Annotated in this window: 22 protein-coding genes and 1 tRNA gene; 14 read left to right on the top strand and 9 right to left on the bottom strand. The window is 39.8% G+C overall.

From position 1 onward, the window contains the following. Window positions 1-8: 8 nt before the first annotated feature. The 6 genes from rseP to hopF form a co-directional block, all read right to left on the bottom strand. Window positions 9-1,064, bottom strand: coding sequence for an RIP metalloprotease RseP (gene rseP / locus I6852_RS02100; protein ID WP_197291702.1), 1,056 nt, complete (start codon window positions 1,062-1,064; stop codon window positions 9-11). Beyond that, window positions 1,061-1,732, bottom strand: coding sequence for a MotE family protein (locus I6852_RS02095; protein ID WP_197291703.1), 672 nt, complete (start codon window positions 1,730-1,732; stop codon window positions 1,061-1,063). The genes rseP and I6852_RS02095 overlap by 4 nt, the downstream gene beginning before the upstream one ends. Continuing rightward, window positions 1,725-2,153: a flagellar export protein FliJ gene (locus I6852_RS02090; protein ID WP_000712827.1), complete on the bottom strand. Its 429-nt coding sequence runs from the start codon at window positions 2,151-2,153 to the stop codon at window positions 1,725-1,727. The genes I6852_RS02095 and I6852_RS02090 overlap by 8 nt, the downstream gene beginning before the upstream one ends. Continuing rightward, on the bottom strand, window positions 2,150-3,385 hold the full coding sequence (gene purA, locus I6852_RS02085; RefSeq protein WP_197291704.1) for an adenylosuccinate synthase: 1,236 nt from the start codon (window positions 3,383-3,385) through the stop codon (window positions 2,150-2,152). Before purA ends, I6852_RS02090 begins: the two co-directional genes overlap by 4 nt. Window positions 3,386-3,484: 99 nt before the next feature. Then, on the bottom strand, window positions 3,485-4,897 hold the full coding sequence (gene hopG, locus I6852_RS02080; protein WP_197292968.1) for a Hop family outer membrane protein HopG: 1,413 nt from the start codon (window positions 4,895-4,897) through the stop codon (window positions 3,485-3,487). Window positions 4,898-4,909: 12 nt separating this feature from the next. After that, entirely contained in the window at window positions 4,910-6,367 is a 1,458-nt protein-coding gene (gene hopF / locus I6852_RS02075; RefSeq protein ID WP_197291445.1) for a Hop family outer membrane protein HopF, read from the bottom strand. A gap of 158 nt (window positions 6,368-6,525) precedes the next feature. On the opposite strand from hopF, the gene I6852_RS02070 reads away from it, so the two are divergent. From I6852_RS02070 to nikE, 3 genes are all read left to right on the top strand, one after another. Then, window positions 6,526-6,601: transfer RNA gene (locus tag I6852_RS02070), tRNA-Ala, on the top strand. A 145-nt stretch (window positions 6,602-6,746) separates the two neighbouring features. Beyond that, window positions 6,747-7,769 carry an ABC transporter permease gene (locus I6852_RS02065; protein ID WP_197291446.1) on the top strand — a complete coding sequence of 341 codons (1,023 nt, stop codon included), beginning with the start codon at window positions 6,747-6,749 and terminating at the stop codon, window positions 7,767-7,769. Between the two features lie 9 nt (window positions 7,770-7,778). After that, window positions 7,779-9,329 (top strand): nickel ABC transporter ATP-binding protein NikE, encoded by a 1,551-nt coding sequence (gene nikE, locus I6852_RS02060; protein ID WP_197291447.1) that lies wholly within the window; start codon window positions 7,779-7,781, stop codon window positions 9,327-9,329. An 83-nt stretch (window positions 9,330-9,412) separates the two neighbouring features. On the opposite strand, the gene I6852_RS02055 is transcribed toward nikE, so the two are convergent. From I6852_RS02055 to I6852_RS02045, 3 genes are read right to left on the bottom strand one after another with little or no spacing between them, the layout of a single operon-like run. Beyond that, window positions 9,413-9,952, bottom strand: a complete 540-nt coding sequence (locus tag I6852_RS02055) for a DUF2393 domain-containing protein (protein ID WP_197291448.1) — start codon at window positions 9,950-9,952, stop codon at window positions 9,413-9,415. A gap of 6 nt (window positions 9,953-9,958) precedes the next feature. Next, the gene (locus I6852_RS02050; RefSeq protein WP_001121052.1) at window positions 9,959-11,047 is read right to left on the bottom strand and encodes a prohibitin family protein; all 1,089 of its coding nucleotides are present in this window, start codon (window positions 11,045-11,047) and stop codon (window positions 9,959-9,961) included. 20 nt (window positions 11,048-11,067) lie between these two features. After that, window positions 11,068-12,546 carry a DEAD/DEAH box helicase gene (locus I6852_RS02045; RefSeq protein ID WP_197291516.1) on the bottom strand — a complete coding sequence of 493 codons (1,479 nt, stop codon included), beginning with the start codon at window positions 12,544-12,546 and terminating at the stop codon, window positions 11,068-11,070. Window positions 12,547-12,730: 184 nt separating this feature from the next. Between I6852_RS02045 and I6852_RS02040 the strand changes: the two genes are divergently transcribed. From I6852_RS02040 to I6852_RS01990, 11 genes are all read left to right on the top strand, one after another. Next, entirely contained in the window at window positions 12,731-13,759 is a 1,029-nt protein-coding gene (locus I6852_RS02040; protein WP_078264082.1) for a flagellar basal body P-ring protein FlgI, read from the top strand. Further along, window positions 13,756-14,073, top strand: a complete 318-nt coding sequence (locus tag I6852_RS02035) for a hypothetical protein (RefSeq protein WP_000609410.1) — start codon at window positions 13,756-13,758, stop codon at window positions 14,071-14,073. The genes I6852_RS02040 and I6852_RS02035 overlap by 4 nt, the downstream gene beginning before the upstream one ends. After that, window positions 14,070-15,215, top strand: a complete 1,146-nt coding sequence (flgS, locus tag I6852_RS02030; protein ID WP_197291449.1) for an acid survival sensor histidine kinase — start codon at window positions 14,070-14,072, stop codon at window positions 15,213-15,215. The genes I6852_RS02035 and flgS overlap by 4 nt, the downstream gene beginning before the upstream one ends. Window positions 15,216-15,425: 210 nt before the next feature. Then, window positions 15,426-15,860, top strand: coding sequence for a DNA starvation/stationary phase protection protein (dps, locus tag I6852_RS02025; RefSeq protein WP_000846455.1), 435 nt, complete (start codon window positions 15,426-15,428; stop codon window positions 15,858-15,860). 20 nt (window positions 15,861-15,880) lie between these two features. Continuing rightward, on the top strand, window positions 15,881-16,165 hold the full coding sequence (locus I6852_RS02020) for a DUF2018 family protein (RefSeq protein WP_127971825.1): 285 nt from the start codon (window positions 15,881-15,883) through the stop codon (window positions 16,163-16,165). Beyond that, a complete protein-coding gene (locus I6852_RS02015; RefSeq protein ID WP_197291450.1) occupies window positions 16,158-16,553 on the top strand; it encodes a hypothetical protein in 396 nt (131 codons plus the stop codon). Before I6852_RS02020 ends, I6852_RS02015 begins: the two co-directional genes overlap by 8 nt. A 9-nt stretch (window positions 16,554-16,562) precedes the next feature. Continuing rightward, the gene (locus I6852_RS02010) at window positions 16,563-17,486 is read left to right on the top strand and encodes a polyprenyl synthetase family protein (protein WP_197291451.1); all 924 of its coding nucleotides are present in this window, start codon (window positions 16,563-16,565) and stop codon (window positions 17,484-17,486) included. Continuing rightward, on the top strand, window positions 17,486-18,835 hold the full coding sequence (hemA, locus tag I6852_RS02005) for a glutamyl-tRNA reductase (protein ID WP_197291452.1): 1,350 nt from the start codon (window positions 17,486-17,488) through the stop codon (window positions 18,833-18,835). Before I6852_RS02010 ends, hemA begins: the two co-directional genes overlap by 1 nt. 3 nt (window positions 18,836-18,838) lie before the next feature. Next, window positions 18,839-20,572, top strand: coding sequence for a proline--tRNA ligase (gene proS / locus I6852_RS02000; protein ID WP_197291453.1), 1,734 nt, complete (start codon window positions 18,839-18,841; stop codon window positions 20,570-20,572). A gap of 10 nt (window positions 20,573-20,582) precedes the next feature. Next, window positions 20,583-21,503: a hydroxymethylbilane synthase gene (gene hemC, locus I6852_RS01995; protein WP_197291454.1), complete on the top strand. Its 921-nt coding sequence runs from the start codon at window positions 20,583-20,585 to the stop codon at window positions 21,501-21,503. Next, window positions 21,503-21,874 carry a c-type cytochrome gene (locus I6852_RS01990; RefSeq protein ID WP_197291455.1) on the top strand — a complete coding sequence of 124 codons (372 nt, stop codon included), beginning with the start codon at window positions 21,503-21,505 and terminating at the stop codon, window positions 21,872-21,874. The genes hemC and I6852_RS01990 overlap by 1 nt, the downstream gene beginning before the upstream one ends. The last annotated feature ends 26 nt before the right edge of the window (window positions 21,875-21,900 follow it).

The raw sequence follows: 21,900 nt of genomic DNA, 5'->3' as shown, positions 1-21,900 counted from the left end.
TCCCCCTTTTATAGCAAACGAGTAATATCATTAAAAAGCCCTAAAAACATGACAAAAACCAAAAACCCCACCCCCGCTAGCCACAACGCATTTTGTATGGGCGTTGGCAAAGCAATATGAAAAATATTTTTAAAAACGACCCCTAGCATTTGCGCCCCATCTAAGGCTGGAATGGGTAATAAATTTAAAATCCCTAAATTGATAGACAAAAACGCCCCAAACAACAAAAGCATGCTCACGCTATTGGCATGGCTTAACGCCCCCACAATGCCTACCACCCCACTCAATTCTTTAACTGAAGCGCTCCCCATAATCAAACGCCTTAAAGAATCCACAATCAAAACAACGCCCTCTTTAAACCGACTCAAGGCCTTTTCAAACGCTTGAAACAAGGAATAAGAGACAACGCCTGTTTTTTGCATGTCCGGCTTGATGCCTATTACTTTATATTTGATGATTTCATTAGGATCGTTAGAATCGCTTATCACCGCCACGATTTTGGGGGTCAGTCGTTTTTCTAAAATCTGATGGTTGCGCTCTATTTCTAAAACCAACTCGCCTCTAGCATGCGCCACTATCCCTCTAATCTCTCCAAAACTCGCTATTTTTTGATGGTTGATAGAAAGGATTTTATCCCCCTTTAATAGCCCGGCTTCTAGCGCGTTACTCTCTAAATCGCCAATGATAGGCAGTAAGACTTTTTCCCCGCTCAATGCCAGAACAAAATACACTAAAATCGCAAAAAGAAAATTGAAAAACGCCCCTCCAAATAGTATCCATAGCTTTTGAAAAGGGCTTTTTTGCGCGTAGCTGTCATTTGCTTGATTAATTTCATTTTCTTCATTTTCTTCTTTATCCATGCCCTTTAATTTCACATAGCCCCCAAGCGGGATCAAAGACAAAGCGAATTGCGTGCCAAAAAGCTTAAAAAAACAGAGTTTTTTACCAAAACCAATGCTAAACACTTCCACTTTCACCCCACAAATCCTAGCGATCGTGAAATGCCCTAATTCATGGACAAAGATTAAAAACGCCAGCATTAAAACCGCTACAATGAACATCATACCCCTGCAGACTCTTTGGTGTTAGGATCTTTTATCATCGGCTCTTTTAAAGGCGTGGGCGCTATAGGGGGCGCGGATGCTGGTGTAGGCTCTGTGGTTTTTTGATTTTCTTTATTTTCTCGTGGGGGTTTTTGCCACAACTCTGTCAAAGCCGCCGCTTTTTTAGGATCCATTTTGGCTAAAATTTTACCGAGTTCTTGGGGTTTTAGCGCCATTAAAATTTCTAAGGCGTTTTGAGTGGGTAGATTTTCTAAAATCAGAGCCGATTTAGAATCTTTCATTTTAGAATAAGTCTCGCCAATCTTGCTGTCTTTAGCCTGCTTGATTTCTCTTAAAATGCCTTCGTTTTCTTCTATCAAATTTTTAAGGCGTTTTTTTTCTTCCGTTTGTAAGGTTTTAAAGGCTTCTTCTTTAGCCGCTAAATTTTTCAGTTTTTCGTCTATTTCTTTTTCTTTCTTGTTTAACAGATCGCTTTTTTCATCTAAAAGGCGGGCGTTTTCGGTTTGCAAGATCCTTAAAGACTGCTCTTTTTCGCTCAATCGGCGCAAATCGTCTTTCAATTCGGCTTTTTTAGATTCAAAAATCGCAGAGCATTGCAACAATTCTTGCGCGGCTTCTTCGCTAAAGAGCGCTTGTAAAATCAAGCCCATTAACAAGATTTTACGCATGCAAGCCCCCTTTTTGCCAGTGCAAAATCATGGCGTTTTCATCTAAAAGGGCCTGCTCTTTTTTTTCCAAAATTTCCTTTTCTTTTTGCTTTTCGTTTTCTAAAATGATTTTAGCTTTTTCTAATTCCTGGTTAGCCAAAAGATAATCTTTTTCTAAAATTTTTAAATCCTTGTTTAAATTCTCGCCCTCTTGTTGGTAATGTTCTATCTCCAATCTTAAAGCGCTTTTTAATTGCTGGGTTTGTAAAAAAAGGCTCATTCCCCCCAATTCAGGGTTTTTAAACGCGCTCAATTGGGCTTGTTTGTCCAAAATTTCTCGCTCATTTTGTTGCAATTTTAAGCGCTTGCTTTCAAGCTTTTGCTCTATTTTTTCTAACGCAAGGGTTTTTAATTGCACCAATACAGAAGCGAATTTTTTCATAGAAAAATCGTGTCTTCTCTTTCAGGGCTTGTAGAAATAAGGCCAATTTTTACCCCCACTTCTTTTTCAATAAAACGGATATACTCTCTGGCGTTTGGCTCTAAATCGTCTAATTTTCTCACGCCCACGCTTTTTTCCCAGCCCTTAAAAGTTTGATAAATCGGCATGCAATCTTTCAAATCGCTAGGGAAAGCCTCTAATCTTTCGCCCTTTCTTTCATAAGCCACGCACACTTTAATCGCATCAATCCCGTCCAAAACATCTAATTTCATTAAGGCTAATTGCGTGCAACCATTCAAAGCGCAAGCGTATTTTAAAGCCACCAAATCCAGCCACCCGCAACGCCTTGGGCGCTTGGTTGTCGTGCCAAACTCCGTGCCCTTAGCCCTTAAATGATCGCCCATGGGTGTAGTGTCTTCGCTAGGGAAAGGCCCGTTACCCACACGAGTAGAATACGCTTTTGTGATGCCTATGACTTCATTGATCGCTTTAGGGTTCAAGCCGGTGCTAACGCATGCGCTAGCGCTCGTGGTGTTGGAGCTTGTTACAAAAGGGTAAGTCCCTAAATCAATGTCTAAAAGCGTGCCTTGCGCCCCTTCTAGTAGGATTTTTTCACCCTTTTGGTTCGCTTCTATCAGCATGCTTGTCGTGTCTTTGATAAAGGGGCAAATTTTGGGAACATAAGTCTTAAAATATTCCCTCAAATCTTTTTCGTAATCCTCGCCCAAATCATACGCTTCTTTAAAAGGCTCAATGGCTTTGAAATGCGCTTTTAGTTTCTCTTCTAATATGGTATCGTCTAATAAATCCCCCATTCTTATCCCGCTTCTGGCCATTTTATCCTCATAGCAAGGGCCTATGCCTTTTTTAGTCGTGCCGATGTTTTGAGATTTTTCTTTAAAAGCGTCTTTTTTGGCATGATAGGGCAAGATCACATGGGCTCTGTCGCTGATAAACAAACGATTTTCTAAATCCTCAAACGCGCTGATTTCTTCGCACAAATCCTTAACGCTCACGACCACCGCGCTAGAAATGATGTTCTTGCATTTGGGGTATAAAACCCCTGAGGGCATTAAATGCAAAGAATGCTTAACCCCCTTATGCACAATAGTATGCCCCGCATTATGCCCGCCTTGATAGCGCACCACAAAGTCATAATCCCTAGCGATCCTATCAACAATTTTTCCCTTCCCCTCATCTCCCCACTGGATCCCCACAACGACATCTGCCATAAAATATTATCCTTAAAACAAAGTAGATTGGATTGTTTAAAAGCTTGTTAGAATACCAAAAAAAAAGTAAAAAGCCTCTTTATAAGCCCTAAAAAGAGCTTAAAACCCTATCGTGTAATTGATATAGAACGCATACAAACGCCTGTAATCCACATCAGCCCCATTGGCCCTCAAATACCTTTGATTGATAGCTGGGATTTTCACGCCAAATTCCATCCCATGCTGGATGCTTTGAGACGCACTCAAAAACCGGCGGTGCATGGTGCTGGCAAAATGAGCCCTTAAGCCCAAATTGAATAAAAATTGGAAATTCGTGGGAGTGGGGTATTCTTTAAACGAGTTTTCAATTTGACCTCTTAAAAAGCTATCCCAAGTGTTACCCGCTATTTGAATGCCCCCAAACACCCCCACATTCAAGGACTGATCGCTAAAAACCCTTCTAAAGATATTCCATAAAAAGTCCGTGCCAGCGCCATAAGTAAAGATGTTCGCCTTAACAGCGCTGCTGAGACTACCTAATTGCGTAAAGCCGTAATCAAAGAAAGCGTAGTATCGTAAGCCTATATTCTTCTTGCTCCCAAAAAATTGCTTATAGCCCACTTGAACGCCAAAGCCATTAATAACCCCATGCTGAGAGCTTGTGCCTGGCCCAAATTGGGGTAGGTATGGCTCATCGTAATTCTTTAGCATCCCTCCTAGCTGTTTTAGATTCTCTTGATAAGTAGCGATTCGATCCGAGATGGTTTTCACATCCTTTTGGAGCATGGCCCCTGCACCACCGCTCTTATTCAAGTTTTCTGCGATCTGGCCCAGCTTTGCTGAAGAAGTGTCATTAAAAAGCTGCATTTGGGCTAAAAGCCCTTTTAAAAACACCGAATTACTATCCAGATTCACCCTTGTAAGCGCGTTTAAAAGCGCCACGCTTTCCGTGGCTAAGAGACTGAATTCACTTTGAGAACCATAGAGAACTTTTATAATCCCCACATATTCAGGAACGACTCCATTATTGCTGCCATTATTACTATTATTAACCAAGTTATACAGCACATTACTCAAATACACTTGCAAGGCTTGAACGCTATAAGCGTTTTTATTCGCTTCAAAGCGTTGCTCAATTTGGGGGAGTATTTTTTTAAACTGGGTTAACTCTGCGTTGTTGTTGCCAACAGTTGTATTAGTATTGACAATTTGGTTGCCTATCCCTAAAAGAGCGTCCATGGTCGTGTTTGTCGCTAATGCTAAAAGCCCGTTACCCCCTGCCATACCCACGCCCACTTGGCGGAAATCATCAATGACATTATTCCTTAGGGTGCTGCCTTTGTTATTGATATTTTGTTGCGCACCACCGATTTGATAGCCCACTCCCATATAAAAGCCATCGTCTTCGGCTAACGCCATGCTTAAAGGAAGGCTAAAAAGCAGAGCGGTTTTCAAAAGCCCCTTTTTGAGCGCGTGGTATTGACCTTTTTTCATTCTTGTATTTTTTATCTCTTTTGTATTGGTGTTTTTCATCAAGAGCCTTCCTTAAAAACCGACTGAATAGCCCACATAGAAGCTAAAATTCCTCATATAGCTCGCGCTTGAGCCTTGGGTTGCAAAATATTTATGAGCGATAACAGGGATTTTCACCCCAAATTCTATCCCTTGGTCCAGCTTGTGCTTATTGAAATTGGTTTTTGCAAAGTTGGTGCGCACGCCCAAATCAAACAAGAATTGGAACGAACTGGACTTGACATCAGGCCTTTGCCCGCTCAATAGGTTCGTTACATTCGTGCTCCAAGTTTGCCCTGCAATTTGAGCGCCAAAGAAAAGACCGATTGTAGTCCTTTCCCTCCTTCTAGAGCGTTCATACACATTGTATAAAAAATCCGTTCCTACCCCATAAGTAACAAGATTCGCTCCCACTTTTAAATTCGTATCGCCAAAGTTCGCATAGCCATAATCCAAAAACCCGTAATACCTTAAGCCAATATTCTTCTTATGGGTGAAAAATTGTTTATAACCCATCTTAGCTCCAAAGCCGTTCATGCTCGCTGACTGATAATCTTTGAGCGAAAAGAGGTTAGGGATATAAGAAATCTTATAAAGAGAACTAGCCGAAGATTCAAACTGACCTAAGCTCGCGTTAATGATGTTTATGACTCTATCTAACCCTTTCCTATAAATAAGCTGACTCCCACTAAAACAAGACGATGCACTGCTGCAGATATTTTTTTCAATAAAACTCCCTAACCTCAAAGTCTCACGATCCAAAGAAATCCCGCTCTTAATCAAAGCGTTGAGCTCGCTAACCGTAGAATTAGCCCCTATCAAGCCCGTTTGCGAAGAAAAATTTTGCATGCCTGTGGCAATATCGCCCACACTCATGCCGTTATACGCTCCATTAGTCCCGTCCGCACCTAAAAGCATGACTTTCATGATGTTTTCGTATAGCTGTTCGTTATTGTTTTGTTGGATTTTGCTCAAATCCACTTGCCCTAAAGCTAAAACGATGTTTTGAGCCACTAAGAGCATGCTATCAGTGATACCGATCTGTTTGTTCCCTACATCCACCACCAAAGGCTTAATGACACCTTCTGAAGCGTATTGTTGGGATAGATCCAATAGTTTTCCTAAAATCCCTAGAGATTGCTCTAAATTGACTAAGGCTTGGTTTGGTTGTGCTTGGTTTGGTTGCCCGTTTGGTTGCGATGGTTGCACATTGTTTTTCACGCTTTCACTCAAAAGAGTTTTTGTTTTATTCCCTAAAATATCCAAGTAGTAGGATAAGGGAATGGCAGAAGTTTGCAACCTCACAGCCCCATCTCTGATTAACTGCTTTAATTCTTGCGCTTGAGTGAAGCCTGGATTTTTCAATTCCTGTCTGGCCAAACTCGTTTGATAATCTATGACAAAAAACGCCCCATCTTCTTCAGCGTTACATAAAGACATGCTCGCTAGTAAGGAAAGAGCGATCGTTTTTTTAAAGGAGTGGTTTTTCAAAAATATCCTTTTTGCTTTGATAAGTGATTTTACTTAATCCATAAAAGAAACTCTCTAATTTTAAGATAATCATTCTTAATTTGCTATTAAGTGTTTCAAAAAAGCATCAAATTGACATCTTTTAAGCAAAATGTTATAATGCTCGCTTAATTTTATTTGGGGTGTTAGCTCAGCTGGGAGAGCGCAACGCTGGCAGCGTTGAGGTCAGGGGTTCGAACCCCCTACACTCCACCATTATTACGCTTATCCTTTTTCTTTATTGATCAAACCCGTTTTCTTGCTAGTATTACCCATAATTCTTTATTGATCAAACCCGTTTTCTTGCTAGTATTACCCATAATTAATTATAATCTTAGGAATTGTTTTTCATCAAGGGAGTTTGAGCGTGAGCAGTTTGTTTAAAATGCGCATTCTGAGTTTTAAAAAGAATAAGCGGGCGGTGTTTTCACTCTATCTTTTTACCGCTTTATTAGCACTTTCTCTTTTAGCCCCCTTGTGGGTGAATGATCGCCCTTTATTCATCTATAAAGATAATAAGGCGTATTTCCCTATGTTTAAAAATTATGCGGAAGTGGAGTTTGGAGGCGATTTTTTCACCCCTACGGATTATAACGATCCTTATGTGCAAAACACACTTTTAAAAGACGCTTTCATTATTCATGCGCTCATTCCTTATAGCTACGATACGATCATTATGGATTTAGACTCGCCTGCCCCCACCCCCCCAAGCTTCAAACACCTTTTAGGCACAGACGATCAAGCCAGAGACGTGTTAGCCAGGCTTGTTTATGGCTATCGTGTTTCGTTAGTGTTTGGGATTTTACTCACCCTTTTTAGCGTTCTTATTGGCGTGAGTTTAGGAGCGTTTCAGGGGTATTATGGAGGGTTAGTGGATTTATTGGGGCAAAGGTTGAGCGAGATTTGGAGCGCGATTCCCATGCTTTTTTTACTCATTGTGATTTCTAGCGCGTTCAATTCTAATTTTTGGATCATCTTGTTTTTAGTCTTGCTCTTTAGCTGGATGGGGCTTTCTCAAGTCGTGCGCACGGAATTTTTAAAAGCAAGGAATATGGACTACACCAAAGCCGCTAGAGCGCTTGGGGTGAATGATTTAAAAATCATTTTCTACCATGTGTTACCCAACGCTTTAGTGGCGACGATCACTTATGTGCCGTTTTTAATGGCGGCTAGTATTTCTACTTTAGTGTCTTTGGATTTCTTGGGTTTTGGCATGCCCATAGGGAGTGCGAGTTTGGGCGAATTGGTCAATCAAGGCAAGGATAATCTCACCACGCCCCATTTAGCCATCGTTGCGTTTGTAGCCATTAGCTTGTTGCTTTCTGTTTTGGTGTTCATTGGCGAAGGAGTGCGCGATGCTTTCAACGCTAACATGCTCAAATAAGGGGGTTACATGCTAGAAATCAAAAATTTGAACTGCGTTTTAAATGCGCATTTTTCGCTCCAAAATATTAATATTTCTTTAAGTTATGGTGAAAGGGTGGCGATCGTGGGCGAGAGCGGGAGCGGGAAAAGCTCTATCGCTAATCTCATCATGCGTTTAAACCCTAGATTCAAACCCCATAATGGCGAAGTGTTGTTTGAAACAACCAATCTTTTAAAGGAAAGCGAAGAATTTATGCAGCATTTAAGGGGGAATATTATCGCTTACATCGCTCAAGACCCCCTATCCAGCCTAAACCCCTTGCATAAAATCGGCAAGCAAATGAGTGAAGCCTATTTTTTACACCATAAAAACGCTTCTCAAACGCTCCTTAAAGAACAAGTTTTAAACGCCATGAAACAAGTCCAATTAGATGAAAAATTTTTGGATCGTTACCCTTATGAGTTGAGCGGAGGGCAACGCCAAAGGGTGTGTATCGCTATGGGCATTATTAATGCACCCAAACTGCTCATTTGCGATGAGCCTACCACCGCGCTAGATGCGCAAATCCAAAACCAGATTTTAGACTTGCTCAAGCAATTGAGCGTGGAAAAAAACATCGCCCTTTTGTTCATTAGCCATGATTTAAAAGCGGTCAAACGCTTGGCTGATAGGGTTTATGTGCTAAAAAAAGGCGAAATAGTAGAAACCAATTTGACTAAAGAGCTTTTTAATGACCCCAAGCACGAATATTCAAAACTCTTGATTCAGGCTTCAAACTTGCCCGCTAAAAATTTAAAAGCGCTAGATGAAACGCTTTTAGAAGTGAAGGATTTTAGCGTTTATTACTTGCAAAAACGCTTTTTTAGGCCTTCTTTAAAAAAACCCCTTATCGCATCAGTCAATTTTTCCCTCAAAGCTAAAGAAAACATCGGCATCATTGGCGAAAGCGGGAGCGGGAAAAGCTCTTTAGCGTTAGGGCTTTTAAAACTCGCTTTAAATAGCGGGGAAGAAAAGATTTTAGGTCAAAGCGTGGGGCTTTTAAATTCTAAGGCGTTCAAACCATACCGCAAGATCTTGCAAATGGTGTTTCAAGACCCTTACGCCTCATTAAACCCTCGCTTAAGCATTCAAAGCATTTTAACAGAGGCTTTGCGCTTTGCTTACCCTAAAGCTTCCAAAGAAGAATGGCATCATTTAGCTGAACTTTGTTTAGAAGAAGTGCGCTTGAATTCTGAATTGCTTAACTTTTACGCTTATGAACTCAGCGGAGGGGAACGCCAAAGAGTAGCAATCGCTAGGGCAATCGCTTTAAAACCTAGAATCATTCTTTTAGATGAGCCAACCTCTGCTTTAGACAAAAGCATTCAAAAAAGCGTGTTGGAATTGTTGTTGAATTTACAAGAAAAGCAGGATTTGAGCTATTTGTTTATCAGCCATGATTTAGATGTGATCAAAGCTTTTTGCGATAGGGTGTTAGTGGTGAGTGAGGGGAAAATCGTGGAAACAGGCGCTATCAAAGAAGTGTTTGACAACCCTAAGCACGCTTATACGAAGCGTTTGTTAGAATCTAGGCTTTAAAAGCTTTATTTTAAAATTTATGCCTTTAGTATATGCCTTTAATATTTTTAATCGCTTTTTAATGGGCGTTATCTTTTAGTTTTCTATAAACAAAACAAAGAAACTTGATAAGGGGCTGTTTTTGAATAAGGGTAGTCGTCAATAAAAAATGAAAAGACTTTGGATTCTTCAGGCAAAATCTTTTCTTTAAAAATTTTTTCATAGCTTTTTTTGACAAACCATTTAAACGCATGTTCTTCTACAAAATTGTGAGGGTTTTTAAGCACTTCTAGGCGTAAAACGCATTTGTTTAAAGTAAATTTGGAATGGTTTTTGACTCCCACTTGCAAAGAAAAGGCGTTGCTATAACTTAAGGGATTAGCGTGCAAGATGCGCGTTTCTATGGGGTAAATCGCTTGAGTGAGTAAAACGTTCAAAACAAAAGGCATGCTTAAAAACGCGCCCAAAAAAGCTACTGTTGTTATATAACTAGCCCAGCGGTTTCTTAGAAGCAGAGCCAAAAGGAGCAAAATCGCACAAAAAAGGATTAAAACGCTCGCTATTAAAACGCTAATTAAAGTCGCTTGGCTTAAAAAGCCCTTAAAAGACTCCAAAAAAGCTTGGATAAAGGCAAGAGATGCCATGCGTTTTTAAGGCTCTTTAGTCTCGGCAATACTAGATTTAACCTTACTTTTAGTGTCAATCCAAATATTAGGCACAGCCCCACCTGGAGTGAGCATGATTTGAGCGTTATTGTTCGTTTTTAACGCTTCATTAAACTGGCCTTGAACTTCAATTTGGCGCAGTCTTAAAAGCTTGTCGCTCAAGCTTTGTGAAATGCTTAAATTAGCTTGAGATTTCGCCTTAGCCTCAATCACTATCGCATCAGCCACGCCCTGAGCCTTAATCCTGTTAGCGTCCGCTTCCCCTTTAGCTAAAGCGGCTTGTTTTTGAGCTTCTTGTTTGGAGCGCTCCACCTCGTATTTCACCCTTTCTGATTCTTGGCGCGCGATTTGGACTTTTTCAATTTGCTCTTTAATCTTAGCGGGCAAGACGATTTCTCTCAATTGGATAGAGCTTAATTCCACAGGGGTGTTGGGGAGCTTAGAAACTTCTTTATTGATACCGCTATTGATAAGAGCGGCGATTTCATTGCGCTTAATGGGTAAATCTTCAGCCGGATAGCGCCCCACGACAGATCGCACCACATCGCGCACCACAGGGTTGATGATTTTTTGCTCCCAAGACAAGCCATAAGTAGCGATCGTTTGAGGGGTGGTTTGAGGGTTTAAGCGGTATTGCACGGTGAGTTCAATAGAAACGGTCAAACCCCTGCTATCCATCACATTAATAGCGTCGTTTCTAAAAATCCCTTGGTTTTTACCCGCCACGCCCATGTCTTCGGTGCGTGAAAAATTGATATTCCTGATCCTTGTATCCACAATGAGAATGTCTTGAATGATAGGCACAAAAAAGTGGATTCCTGGCTGTAAGGGGGTGGGTTCGTATTTCCCGGCGGTGATCTTAATGCCAATTTCTCCTGAGCTGATCACTTCAAAAGGCTTGGCCAAAAAAGCGATAACGCCCAAAAGGACAATGACGATTAAAACCGATAGTTTTTTAGAATTAAAAGAATTAGACGGCGGGATGAAACGCCCTCCATTATTGGGCGTATTAGGCGTGGGGGTTTCTCTTTGAGGATTTTTCTTTTTTAAATGTTCGTTCAAATCAATGGGCATGAATTTCCTTTTTAAATATTTTAACGGCGTTTGGGTTTTTTAGAATGGTGGTTTGTTTTAGGATGTCTGTCTCTGTGCTGGCCCTTTTTGAAAGAACGCACTGGCTCATGTTGGTGCGTTTTTTTGTTAGAGGGTTTTGGCGTTTTCTCTTTAGGGTTTTGAATCGCATCAATTTCTTGCTGGTTCAAGCCGATTTTGCTGGTTTCAAACTGCAAACTCAAAAGTTTTAAAACCAATTGAGACGGCTCAAAAATTTCGGTAAGCTGTTCATAAAGGCTGATGATTCCTTCAGACACTTTAGCGTCATGCAAGGTTTTGATGATCTGATTTTCGTTAATGGTGGGGATCTCAAAAAGTTCAATCTCTGAATCAATTTCTTTTTGCATGCGTAAAAGCTCTTTGTATTCTAAAGGGGTTACTAAAGTGATCGCCATGCCTTTTTTGCCCGCTCGCCCGGTTCTCCCAATGCGATGGATATAGCTCTCGGTGTTTAGGGGCAAGTGGTAGTTAAACACATGGCTTACACCGCTAATATCTAGCCCACGGCTCGCCACATCCGTAGCCACCAACACGTCAGCGTCATTTTTTTTAAACGCCATGATAGAAGAGCGGCGATCCCTTTGATCCATATCCCCATGCAAGGCGGTGCTTTTGTAATTTTTAGAAGCAAGGAATTGGTGCAATTCATCGGCTTCTTTTTTAGTGCGCGTGAAAACAATGCTCTTTTTGGGCGCTTGGGTGTCTAAAAGGCGCATGATCGCTTCAGATCTTTCATGTTCGTTGATCACATAAAAGCGTTGGGTGATGTCGGTGTTAGTGATATTAGAAGGAGCGATATGGATTTTAATAGGGTTTTCTAAAATCTTATCCGCTAGCCTTTTAATCGGCTCTGGCATCGTGGCTGAAAAAAGCAAAATCTGCGCTTCGCTAGGGAGGTAGTCAAAAATCTCTTCAATATCGTCTAAAAACCCCATATCCAGCATTTCATCGCTTTCATCTAACACGACCACTTTAGGCACAAATTTATGGATGCGCTCGTTCTTTAAGTGATCCAACAGCCTTCCTGGTGTGGCGATCATCACTTGGGGGTTTTTCTTAATAAATTCGCATTGTTTTTTAACGCTCTGGCCTCCATACACGCACACGGTTTTAGTCCTGGTGTGTTTGCCCAATTTAAAAATCTCATCGCTAATTTGCATGGCTAATTCTCTGGTGGGCGTGATCACTAAGGCCTCTATGGTGTGGTTGTTTTTAAGGTTGTTGATAATGGGCAGAGCGAAAGCGGCGGTTTTTCCTGTGCCTGTTTGGGCTTGCGCGATGACGTCTCGGCCTTGCAAAACAGCCGGAATGGCCTTTTCTTGAATGGGGCTTGGGGAAGTGAAGCCGGCTTCATAAACGGATTTTAAAACCGATTCTTTTAAGCCCAAGTCATTAAAACTAGGCTTATGATAAGAGTCATCATCAATTTCTGTAGGGAGTGGTGGTTGATTCAATTCCATGGGAGATTCATACCTCAATTTAATTTGAAACTTTAAGCTAATAAAAGGCTAAAATTAAAATCTTTGATTTAAAGTTTATAAGATTTTTGAGTATAGCATAAAAATGCGCTCAATTAAGTTTAAAGTTTCTATAAAAGGCTTATGCTAAAATAATTAGAATTTAAGGAATAAAGAAAGGGTTTGATTGAAACGGGTGTTTTTGTGGCTTATTTTTGTATTAGCCTTCCACAAGCTTTTGGCCGAAAAAATAGGCGATATAGCGAGCGTGGTGGGCGTAAGGGATAACCAGCTGATTGGCTATGGGCTTGTGATTGGCTTAAATGGCACAGGGGATAAATCCGGCTCAAAATTCACCATGCAATCCATTTCTAACATGCTAGAGAGCGTGAATGTTAAGATCTCTGCAGATGATATTAAATCTAAAAATGTCGCTGCCGTGATGATTACAGCCTCCTTGCCCCCCTTTGCAAGACAGGGCGATAAAATTGATATTCACATTTCTTCTATTGGCGATGCGAAATCCATTCAAGGAGGGACTTTGGTGATGACCCCTTTAAATGCGGTGGATGGGAATATTTACGCCCTCGCTCAAGGGGCTATTATTTCGGGTAATTCTAGTAACTTGCTCTCAGCCAATATCATCAATGGGGCGACTATTGAAAGAGAAGTTTCGTATGATTTGTTCCACAAAAACGCCATGACTTTAAGCCTGAAAAACCCCAATTTTAAAAACGCTATCCAAGTGCAAAACACTTTAAATAAGGTATTTGGCAATAAAGTAGCCATAGCGCTAGATCCTAAAACCATTCAAATCACTCGCCCAGAGCGTCTTTCTATGGTGGAGTTTTTAGCCTTAGTGCAAGAAATCCCCATTAATTACAGCGCGAAAAATAAGATCATTGTAGATGAAAAATCAGGCACGATCGTTTCAGGAGTGGATATAATAGTGCATCCTATAGTGGTTACAAGCCAAGACATCACGCTTAAAATCACTAAAGAGCCTTTAAATGATTCTAAAAACACGCAGGATTTAGACAATAACATGTCCTTAGACACCGCTCACAACACGCTGAGTTCTAACGGGAAAAGCATTACCATTGCCGGGGTGGTAAAAGCCTTACAAAAAATTGGCGTGAGCGCTAAGGGGATGGTTTCAATCTTGCAAGCCCTAAAAAAAAGCGGTGCGATTAGCGCTGAAATGGAGATATTATGATAAACAACAATAAAGCCATGTTAGAGCAATACAATGTTTCTAAATTAGCGAGCGAAGAGAAATTAAAAGCGCTAGCTCAAAATAAAAACGACAAGCTCCTCAAAGAACAAACCGATTCTTTTGAAGCACTGCTTTTAAAATTCATGCTAGATACTGCTATGAAAATGGATAACCCCTTGTATCCTAAAGCCCCGGGCGATGAAATTTATGCGTCCATGTATAAGGACACGCTTTCTAAAGAATTGAGCGGGAATTTTGGTTATAGCGAAATGCTGTTTAATTTCTTAAAAGAGCAAGAAAAACAAAAACCATGAAAAAATCCAAGCGTTTAAAACGCCCTTATTTAAAAAACTCCCCCTTGAAACGCTCTTATAAGGCTTCTTCTTTCAAGGGGTTGTTGGAAAACGAAAACAATGTGATTTCATTAGAGAATTTTAAACCCAAAGAGAGCGAAGATCTATTAGAAAATTTTTCCAATAAAAAAGACATGCAAGAGTTATTAGAGCTTTTAAACCAATTCATTTTACAAAGCTACAAAGTAGAAAAGGAGTTTAAGGATTATAAAGCCCTTTATGAATGGGTCATAGAGATTTTACCGCAAGCCATTTGGGTAATGAATGAAAACGGGAGCTTTTTTTATAAAAATTCTTTAGCCAATCAAAGCCATGAGGTGTTCAATAAGGCTAAATTAGAAAATTTTAACACTGAAATTGAACATGAAAATAAAAGCTATTTAGTCCAGCAAAACAGCATTCAAGGCAAGCAAATCATCACCGCAACCGATATTAGCGCTCAAAAACGCCAAGAGCGGCTCGCTTCTATGGGGAAAATCTCAGCGCATTTAGCCCATGAGATCAGAAACCCTATAGGCTCTATCTCTCTTTTAGCTTCAGTGTTATTAAAGCATGCGAACGAAAAGACTAAACCCATTGTTGTAGAATTGCAAAAAGCTTTATGGCGCGTAGAAAGAATCATTAAAGCCACCTTGCTTTTTTCTAAAGGCATTCAAGCCAACCGCACCAAGCAAAGTTTGAAAACGCTAGAGAGCGATCTCAAAGAAGCCCTAAATTGCTACACTTACTCTAAAGACATTGATTTTCTTTTTAATTTTAGCGACGAAGAAGGGTTTTTTGACTTTGATTTAATGGGGATTGTGTTGCAAAATTTCTTGTATAACGCTATTGATGCGATTGAAGCCTTAGAAGAGAGCGAACAGGGGCAGGTGAAGATTGAAGCGTTCATTCAAAATGAATTTATTGTCTTCACCATTATTGATAATGGCAAGGAAGTGGAAAACAAAAGCGCTTTATTTGAGCCTTTTGAAACCACCAAATTAAAGGGTAACGGCCTAGGGTTAGCCCTGTCTTTACAAGTGGTTAAAGCCCATGAAGGGAGCATTGCACTATTAGAAAATCAAGAAAAAACCTTTGAAATTAAAATTCTTAACGCTTCTTAATTTGGATAATTATCCCCCCTTAAAAAATGAGTTTTACGATAAAACAAAATTTTAAAAAGATTAAAGAATATTAAATTGAATAGAGTTTATCAATATTTGACAAAAATAAGATCAAAAAAATTTTTCATTAACTCTTTTGGTGTAGGATAGCGATCAAGGTTTTTATGAAAATAAAAGCCTAAAAACAATTTTAAAAAAAAAGGACTTTTGATGAAAACATTTGAAATTTTAAAACATTTGCAAGCGGATGCGATCGTGTTATTTATGAAAGTGCATAACTTCCATTGGAATGTGAAAGGCACCGATTTTTTCAATGTGCATAAAGCCACTGAAGAAATTTATGAAGAATTTGCGGACATGTTTGATGATCTCGCTGAAAGGATCGCTCAATTAGGACACCACCCCTTAGTCACTTTATCCGAAGCGCTCAAACTCACTCGCGTTAAAGAAGAAACTAAAACAAGCTTCCACTCTAAAGACATCTTTAAAGAAATTCTAGGCGATTACAAACACCTAGAAAAAGAATTTAAAGAGCTTTCTAACACCGCTGAAAAAGAAGGCGATAAAGTAACCGTAACTTATGCGGACGATCAATTAGCCAAGTTGCAAAAATCCATTTGGATGCTAGAAGCCCATTTGGCTTAAGCTACCAAAAAGAAGCCAGCATGAGGGATTACAGCGAGCTTGAAATTTTTGAGGGAAACCCCTTAGACAAGTGGAATGACATTATTTTTCATGCGAGTAAAAAGCTTTCTAAAAAAGAGCTAGAAAGGCTTTTAGAGCTTTTGGCTCTTTTGGAAACTTTTATAGAAAAAGAAGACTTGGAAGAAAAGTTTGAATCTTTCGCTAAAACTTTAAGAATGGATGAAGAGTTGCAGCAAAAAATAGAGAGTAGAAAAACAGACATTGTGATCCAATCCATGGCGAATATTCTTAGCGGGAATGAATGAGCTTATCCGCTATGGCTTGATATTCCTCTTTTTTTTAGAAGCGTTTGGGCTTGATTATGGGATAGATAAAACGCTAGAATTAAAAAAAGATGAAGTCTTTAAAGCGATCATCAAAGACACTTCAAATGAACAAACCAAAGAAATCACGCTCTATTGGACGCTATATGCAAATAAAGGTTTAGTCATCAACATGCGTTTTAACCATTTCCCTTACCAGTTTATTTTATACACCGATCATGCGAGAAACACCTATAACCTTAAAGTTTTTGAAAAAAACTTTTCTTCTAACAGCACTCTGTCGCTTGTGTTTAAAGATTTTAAAGAAGATAAGGCTACTTTAAAGCTTTTAGCCCTTATGCCCCTTGTTTTTTCTCCTAAAGAGCCTTAAGGAATTTGCATGCAAGAAAAACAACTTCAAGCTATTCAAAATAAAATCGCTTCTTGGATCAAAGAAATTGAAAGCGGCTTTATCGATGAATTGTTTTCTAAGATTGGCCCTTCAAAAATGCTGCGCTCCAAACTCATGCTCGCTTTGTTAGACGAAAAAACAGACGCTATTTTATTGGATAAAGCCTTCAATTTGTGCGCGATTGTGGAAATGATACAGACCGCTTCTTTATTGCATGATGATGTGATTGACAAAGCGACCATGCGCCGAAAACTCCCCAGCATTAACGCTCTTTTTGGGAATTTTAACGCCGTGATGCTTGGGGATGTGTTTTATTCTAAAGCCTTTTTTGAATTGTCTAAAATGGGCGAAGCAATCGCTCAAATCCTCTCTAATGCGGTTTTAAGGCTCTCTAGAGGCGAGATTGAAGACGTGTTTGTGGGGGGAAGTTTTAATAGCGACAAACAAAAATACTGGCGCATTTTAGAAGACAAGACCGCTCATTTCATAGAAGCGAGTTTAAAGAGCATGGCGATTCTTTTGGATAAAAACGCAAAAATGTATGCGGATTTTGGATTGCATTTTGGCATGGCGTTTCAAATCATTGACGATTTATTAGACATCACTCAAGACACCAAAACTCTAGGTAAGCCCAATTTTAGCGATTTTAAAGAGGGCAAAACCACTTTACCCTACTTGCTTTTATATGAAAAATTGAATCAGCATGAACAAGGGCTTTTAATTTCTTATTTTAAACAAGATAGTCATGAAATCATAGAATGGACTAAGGAAAAATTCAAGCAACATGGTATCATAGAAGAAACCCTTAAGATCGCTCAAGTTTATTCTAAAAAGGCCCTTGAAGCCATTAAAGGGGAAAACAATTTGATTTTAGAAAAACTAGCGCAAGATGTCATTTATAGGACTTTTTAATGGAGTTAGAAACTCATTTGTCAAAATATTTCACCCTAGCCTTTACGCATAAAAGCATGAGCTTAGAAATGCGCGAAAAACTCGCTATTAATTCGAACGCAACGCTTAAAGAATTTTTACAAACCATTAAAACCCACTGCCCTAACATCAAAGAGTGCATGGTGTTATCCACATGCAATCGCTTTGAAATCTATGCGAGCCTAAAGCATGGTGCTCATGCTAATGAACAAAAAAGCGCGTTATTAAAAATCTTGGCTCAAAATAAAAAAATGAGCGTGTCTGATTTAGAAAAATGCGTTTTAATGAGCACTGATGAAAGCGCAGTCCATCATGTCTTTAGCGTGTGCAGCAGTTTGGATAGCCTAGTGGTGGGGGAAACTCAAATCACAGGGCAGATGAAAAACGCCTATAAATTCGCTTTTGAAGAGAAATTTTGCTCTAAAGATTTAACCCGATTGCTCCATTTTGCTTTCAAATGCGCCGCTAAAGTGCGCAATCTAACCGGCATTTCCAAGCAAGGGGTCTCCATCTCTTCAGTGGCGGTCAAAGAAGCGCTTAATATTTTTGAAAAAGAAAGAATTAAGGATAAAAAAGCCCTTGTGATAGGGCTTGGCGAGATGGCTCAATTGGTCATCAAACACCTTTTAAACAAGCAATTTGAAGTGCTTATTTTAGGGCGTAATGCGGCTAAATTTGAAGATTTTGTCAAGGAATTAGAAGAGCCTAAAAAAGTAAGCTTTCAAAATATAGAAAATTTAAACGCTTATATCAATGAATACGAATTGCTTTTTTGCGCCACTTCTTCGCCGCATTTTATCGTGCAAAATTCCATGTTAAAAGAAACGATTTTCAGGCGTTTTTGGTTTGATTTAGCCGTGCCACGGAATATTGAAAAGCCGACGCTAAATCATATTTTCTTATACAGCGTGGATGATTTAGAGCCTATGGTTAAGGAAAATGTGGGAAACAGGCAAGAAAGCAGAACAAAAGCTTATGAGATTGTAGGGCTTGCCACAATGGAATTTTACCAATGGATCCAGAGTTTAGAAGTAGAGCCTGTGATTAAGGATTTAAGGGAATTGGCTAGGATTTCAGCCCAAAAGGAATTGCAAAAAGCGCTCAAAAAACGCTATGTGCCTAAAGAATACGAAAGCAATATTGAAAAGATCTTGCACAACGCTTTCAACACCTTTTTGCACCACCCCACCATCGCTTTAAAAAAGAACGCTCAAAAAGAAGAATCCGATGTGCTTGTGGGTGCGATTAAAAACTTGTTTAATTTAGACAAATCTAACGCTAATCATGCCCAGAATTTGAATCTCTATAAATGCGAATATTACGAGGAATAATGCATGCTATTTTCAAAACTCTTTGCCCCCACCCTCAAAGAACCCCCTAAAGATGCCGTGTTAAAAAGCCATAAACACTTAGCTCAAGCAGGATACATTTATCAAGTAGGCAGCGGGATTTATAATTTCCTGCCCTTAGCTAAAAAAGTGCTAGACAAAATAGAAAACATCACGCACAAACGCATGCAAGAGCATGGGGCGCAAAATATTTTAATGAGTTTTGTGGTTTTGGCAAGTTTGTGGGAAAAATCAGGCCGTTTGGATAAATACGGCAAGGAATTATTGGTTTTTAAAGACCGAAAAGACAATGATTTTGTTTTAAGCCCCACTTTAGAAGAAAATATCACCGAAATTGCCGCTAATTTCATTAAAAGCTACAAGCAATTACCCGTCCATCTCTATCAAATCCACACGAAATTCCGTGATGAAATCCGCCCACGATTCGGGTTAGTGAGAGCGAGGGAATTTATCATGAAAGATGGTTATAGCTTTCATGAAGATGCTGAGAGCTTGGATAAGGAATTTTTAAACACGCAAAACGCTTATAAAGAGATTTTAAGCGATTTGGGTTTGGATTTTCGCATTGTGGAAGCGGATAGCGGGGCGATTGGAGGGAGTAAAAGCAGGGAATTTGTCGTTTTAACAGAATGCGGGGAAGACACGATCGTGGTGTGTCAAAATTGCGATTATGCCGCCAATATTGAAATCGCTAAACGCTCTAAAAGGCCTGAGCCTTTGAATGTCCCCAAAGCGCAGTTAGCGAAATTCCCTACCCCTAATACCACTAGCGCGCAAAGCGTGGCGGAGTTTTTTAAAACAGAGCCTTATTTTGTCTTAAAAGCGCTTGTTAGAAAAGTGATCCATAAAGATAAAGAAACCCTAGCGTGCTTTTTTGTTAGAGGCGATGACAATTTAGAAGAGACTAAAGCCCTAAACGCTTTGAACATTATAGGAGCGAACGCTTTAGAATTAAGAGAGGCCAGCAAAGAAGATTTAAACCACGCAGGGTTAATAGCGGGCTTTATAGGGCCTTATGGCTTGAAAAAGCATGTTTCTTATATCATTTTTGATGAAGATTTAAAAGAGGGCGATTGTTTGATCGTTGGGGCTAATGAAAAGGATTTTCATGCGGTGGGCGTGGATTTAAAAGGGTTTGAAAACCTTGTTTATGCGGATATTGTCCAGGTTAAAGAGAGCGATTGTTGCCCTAATTGTCAAGGAGCGTTGAAATACCATAAGAGTTTGGAAGTGGGGCATATTTTCAAACTCAACCAAGGCTATGCTAAAAGCTTGAAGGCGAGTTTCTTGGATAAGAATGGTAAGGAGCAATTTTTTGAAATGGGGTGCTATGGGATAGGCATTAGCCGATTGCTCAGCGCGATTTTAGAGCAAAAAAGCGATGATCTAGGCTGTGTGTGGACGAAAAATACCGCTCCCTTTGATGTGGTGATCGTGGTTTCTAATTGGAAAGATGAAGCGCAAAAAAAACTCGCTTTTGAAGTGTATGAAAGGCTGCTCCAAAAGGGCGTTGATGCGCTGTTAGATGACAGAGACGCTCGTTTTGGGGCGAAGATGAGGGATTTTGAATTGATTGGGGAACGATTAGCCTTGATTGTTGGGAAGCAAACTTTAGAAAGTAAAGAATTTGAATGCATCAAACGCGCTAATTTAGAAAAACAAACGATCAAAGACACCGAATTAGAAGAAAAAATTTTAGAAATGCTAGAAAGCGAATAAGGGGGAGGGAATGGAAAAATTAGTGATTGGCTCTAGGGGGAGCGAATTGGCCTTATGGCAAGCGAATCACATTAAAGAACGCCTGAAAAAAGAATGCTTTATAGAAAGCGAGATTCAAATCGTTAAGACTAAAGGCGATAAAATCTTAGACACCCCTTTAAATAAGATCGGCGGTAAGGGGCTATTCACTAAAGAACTAGAAGAATTGCTTTTAAAAGGTGCAATTGATTTGGCGGTGCATTCTTTAAAAGATGTGCCGGTCGTGTTTGAAAAGGGGTTAGACTTGGCATGCATCATTAAAAGGGCTGATGTGAGAGACACTTTTTTGAGCGTGAAATTCCCTGATTTGATGAGCTTGCCTAAAGGAGCCAAGGTTGGCACGACTTCTTTAAGACGCTCCATGCAGCTCAAACTGAAACGCCAGGATTTAGATACAGAAAGCTTAAGGGGAAATGTCCAAACCCGTTTGAAAAAGCTTGAATGCGGAGAATTTGACGCTATCATTTTAGCTGAAGCCGGACTGCAACGCTTAAACATTCAAGGGGCGAAATACCGCAAGGCTTTTAGCGTAGAAGAAATGATTCCTAGCATGGGTCAGGGGGCTTTAGGGGTAGAAATGCTCAAAAAACACAAGCATTTTATTACGCTTCAAAAACTCAACGATGAAGAAAGCGCGTTTTGCTGCCGTTTAGAAAGGGAGTTTATCAAAGGGCTTAATGGGGGGTGTCAGATTCCTATAGGCGTGCATGCGAGTTTAATGGGCGATAGGGTTAAAATCCAGGCGGTTTTGGGCTTGCCTAATGGGAAAGAAGTCATCACTAAAGAAAAGCGAGGGGATAAAACTAGGGCGTTTGATTTAGTGCAAGAGCTTTTAGAAGAATTTTTGCAAAGCGGGGCGAAAGAGATTTTAGAAAAGGCGCAGTTGTTTTAATGCGTTTGTTTATCGCGCTAGTTTTGTTTTGGTGGTGGTTAAGTTTGAACGCTAAAGAAGCGGATTTCATCTCTGATTTAGAATACGGGATGGCTCTTTATAAAAACCCTAGGGGTGTTGCGTGCGCGAAATGCCATGGCATTAAAGGCGAAAAACAAGAAATCACTTTTTATTATGAAAAAGGCGAGAAAAAAATCCTCTACGCCCCTAAAATCAACCATTTAGATTTTAAAACCTTTAAAGACGCCTTGAGTTTAGGCAAAGGCATGATGCCTAAATACAATCTCAATTTAGAAGAAATCCAAGCGATTTACCTTTACATCACCTCTTTAGAGCATAAAGAAGAGCGTAAGGATTCTTCCAAGCCTTAATCAAAGCGCTTGATTTATGTTAAAAT

Origin of the sequence: Helicobacter pylori (assembly GCF_015904775.1) — a bacterium.
Classification (GTDB): domain Bacteria; phylum Campylobacterota; class Campylobacteria; order Campylobacterales; family Helicobacteraceae; genus Helicobacter; species Helicobacter pylori_DM.
This window is presented reverse-complemented; position numbering and strand designations above follow the sequence as displayed.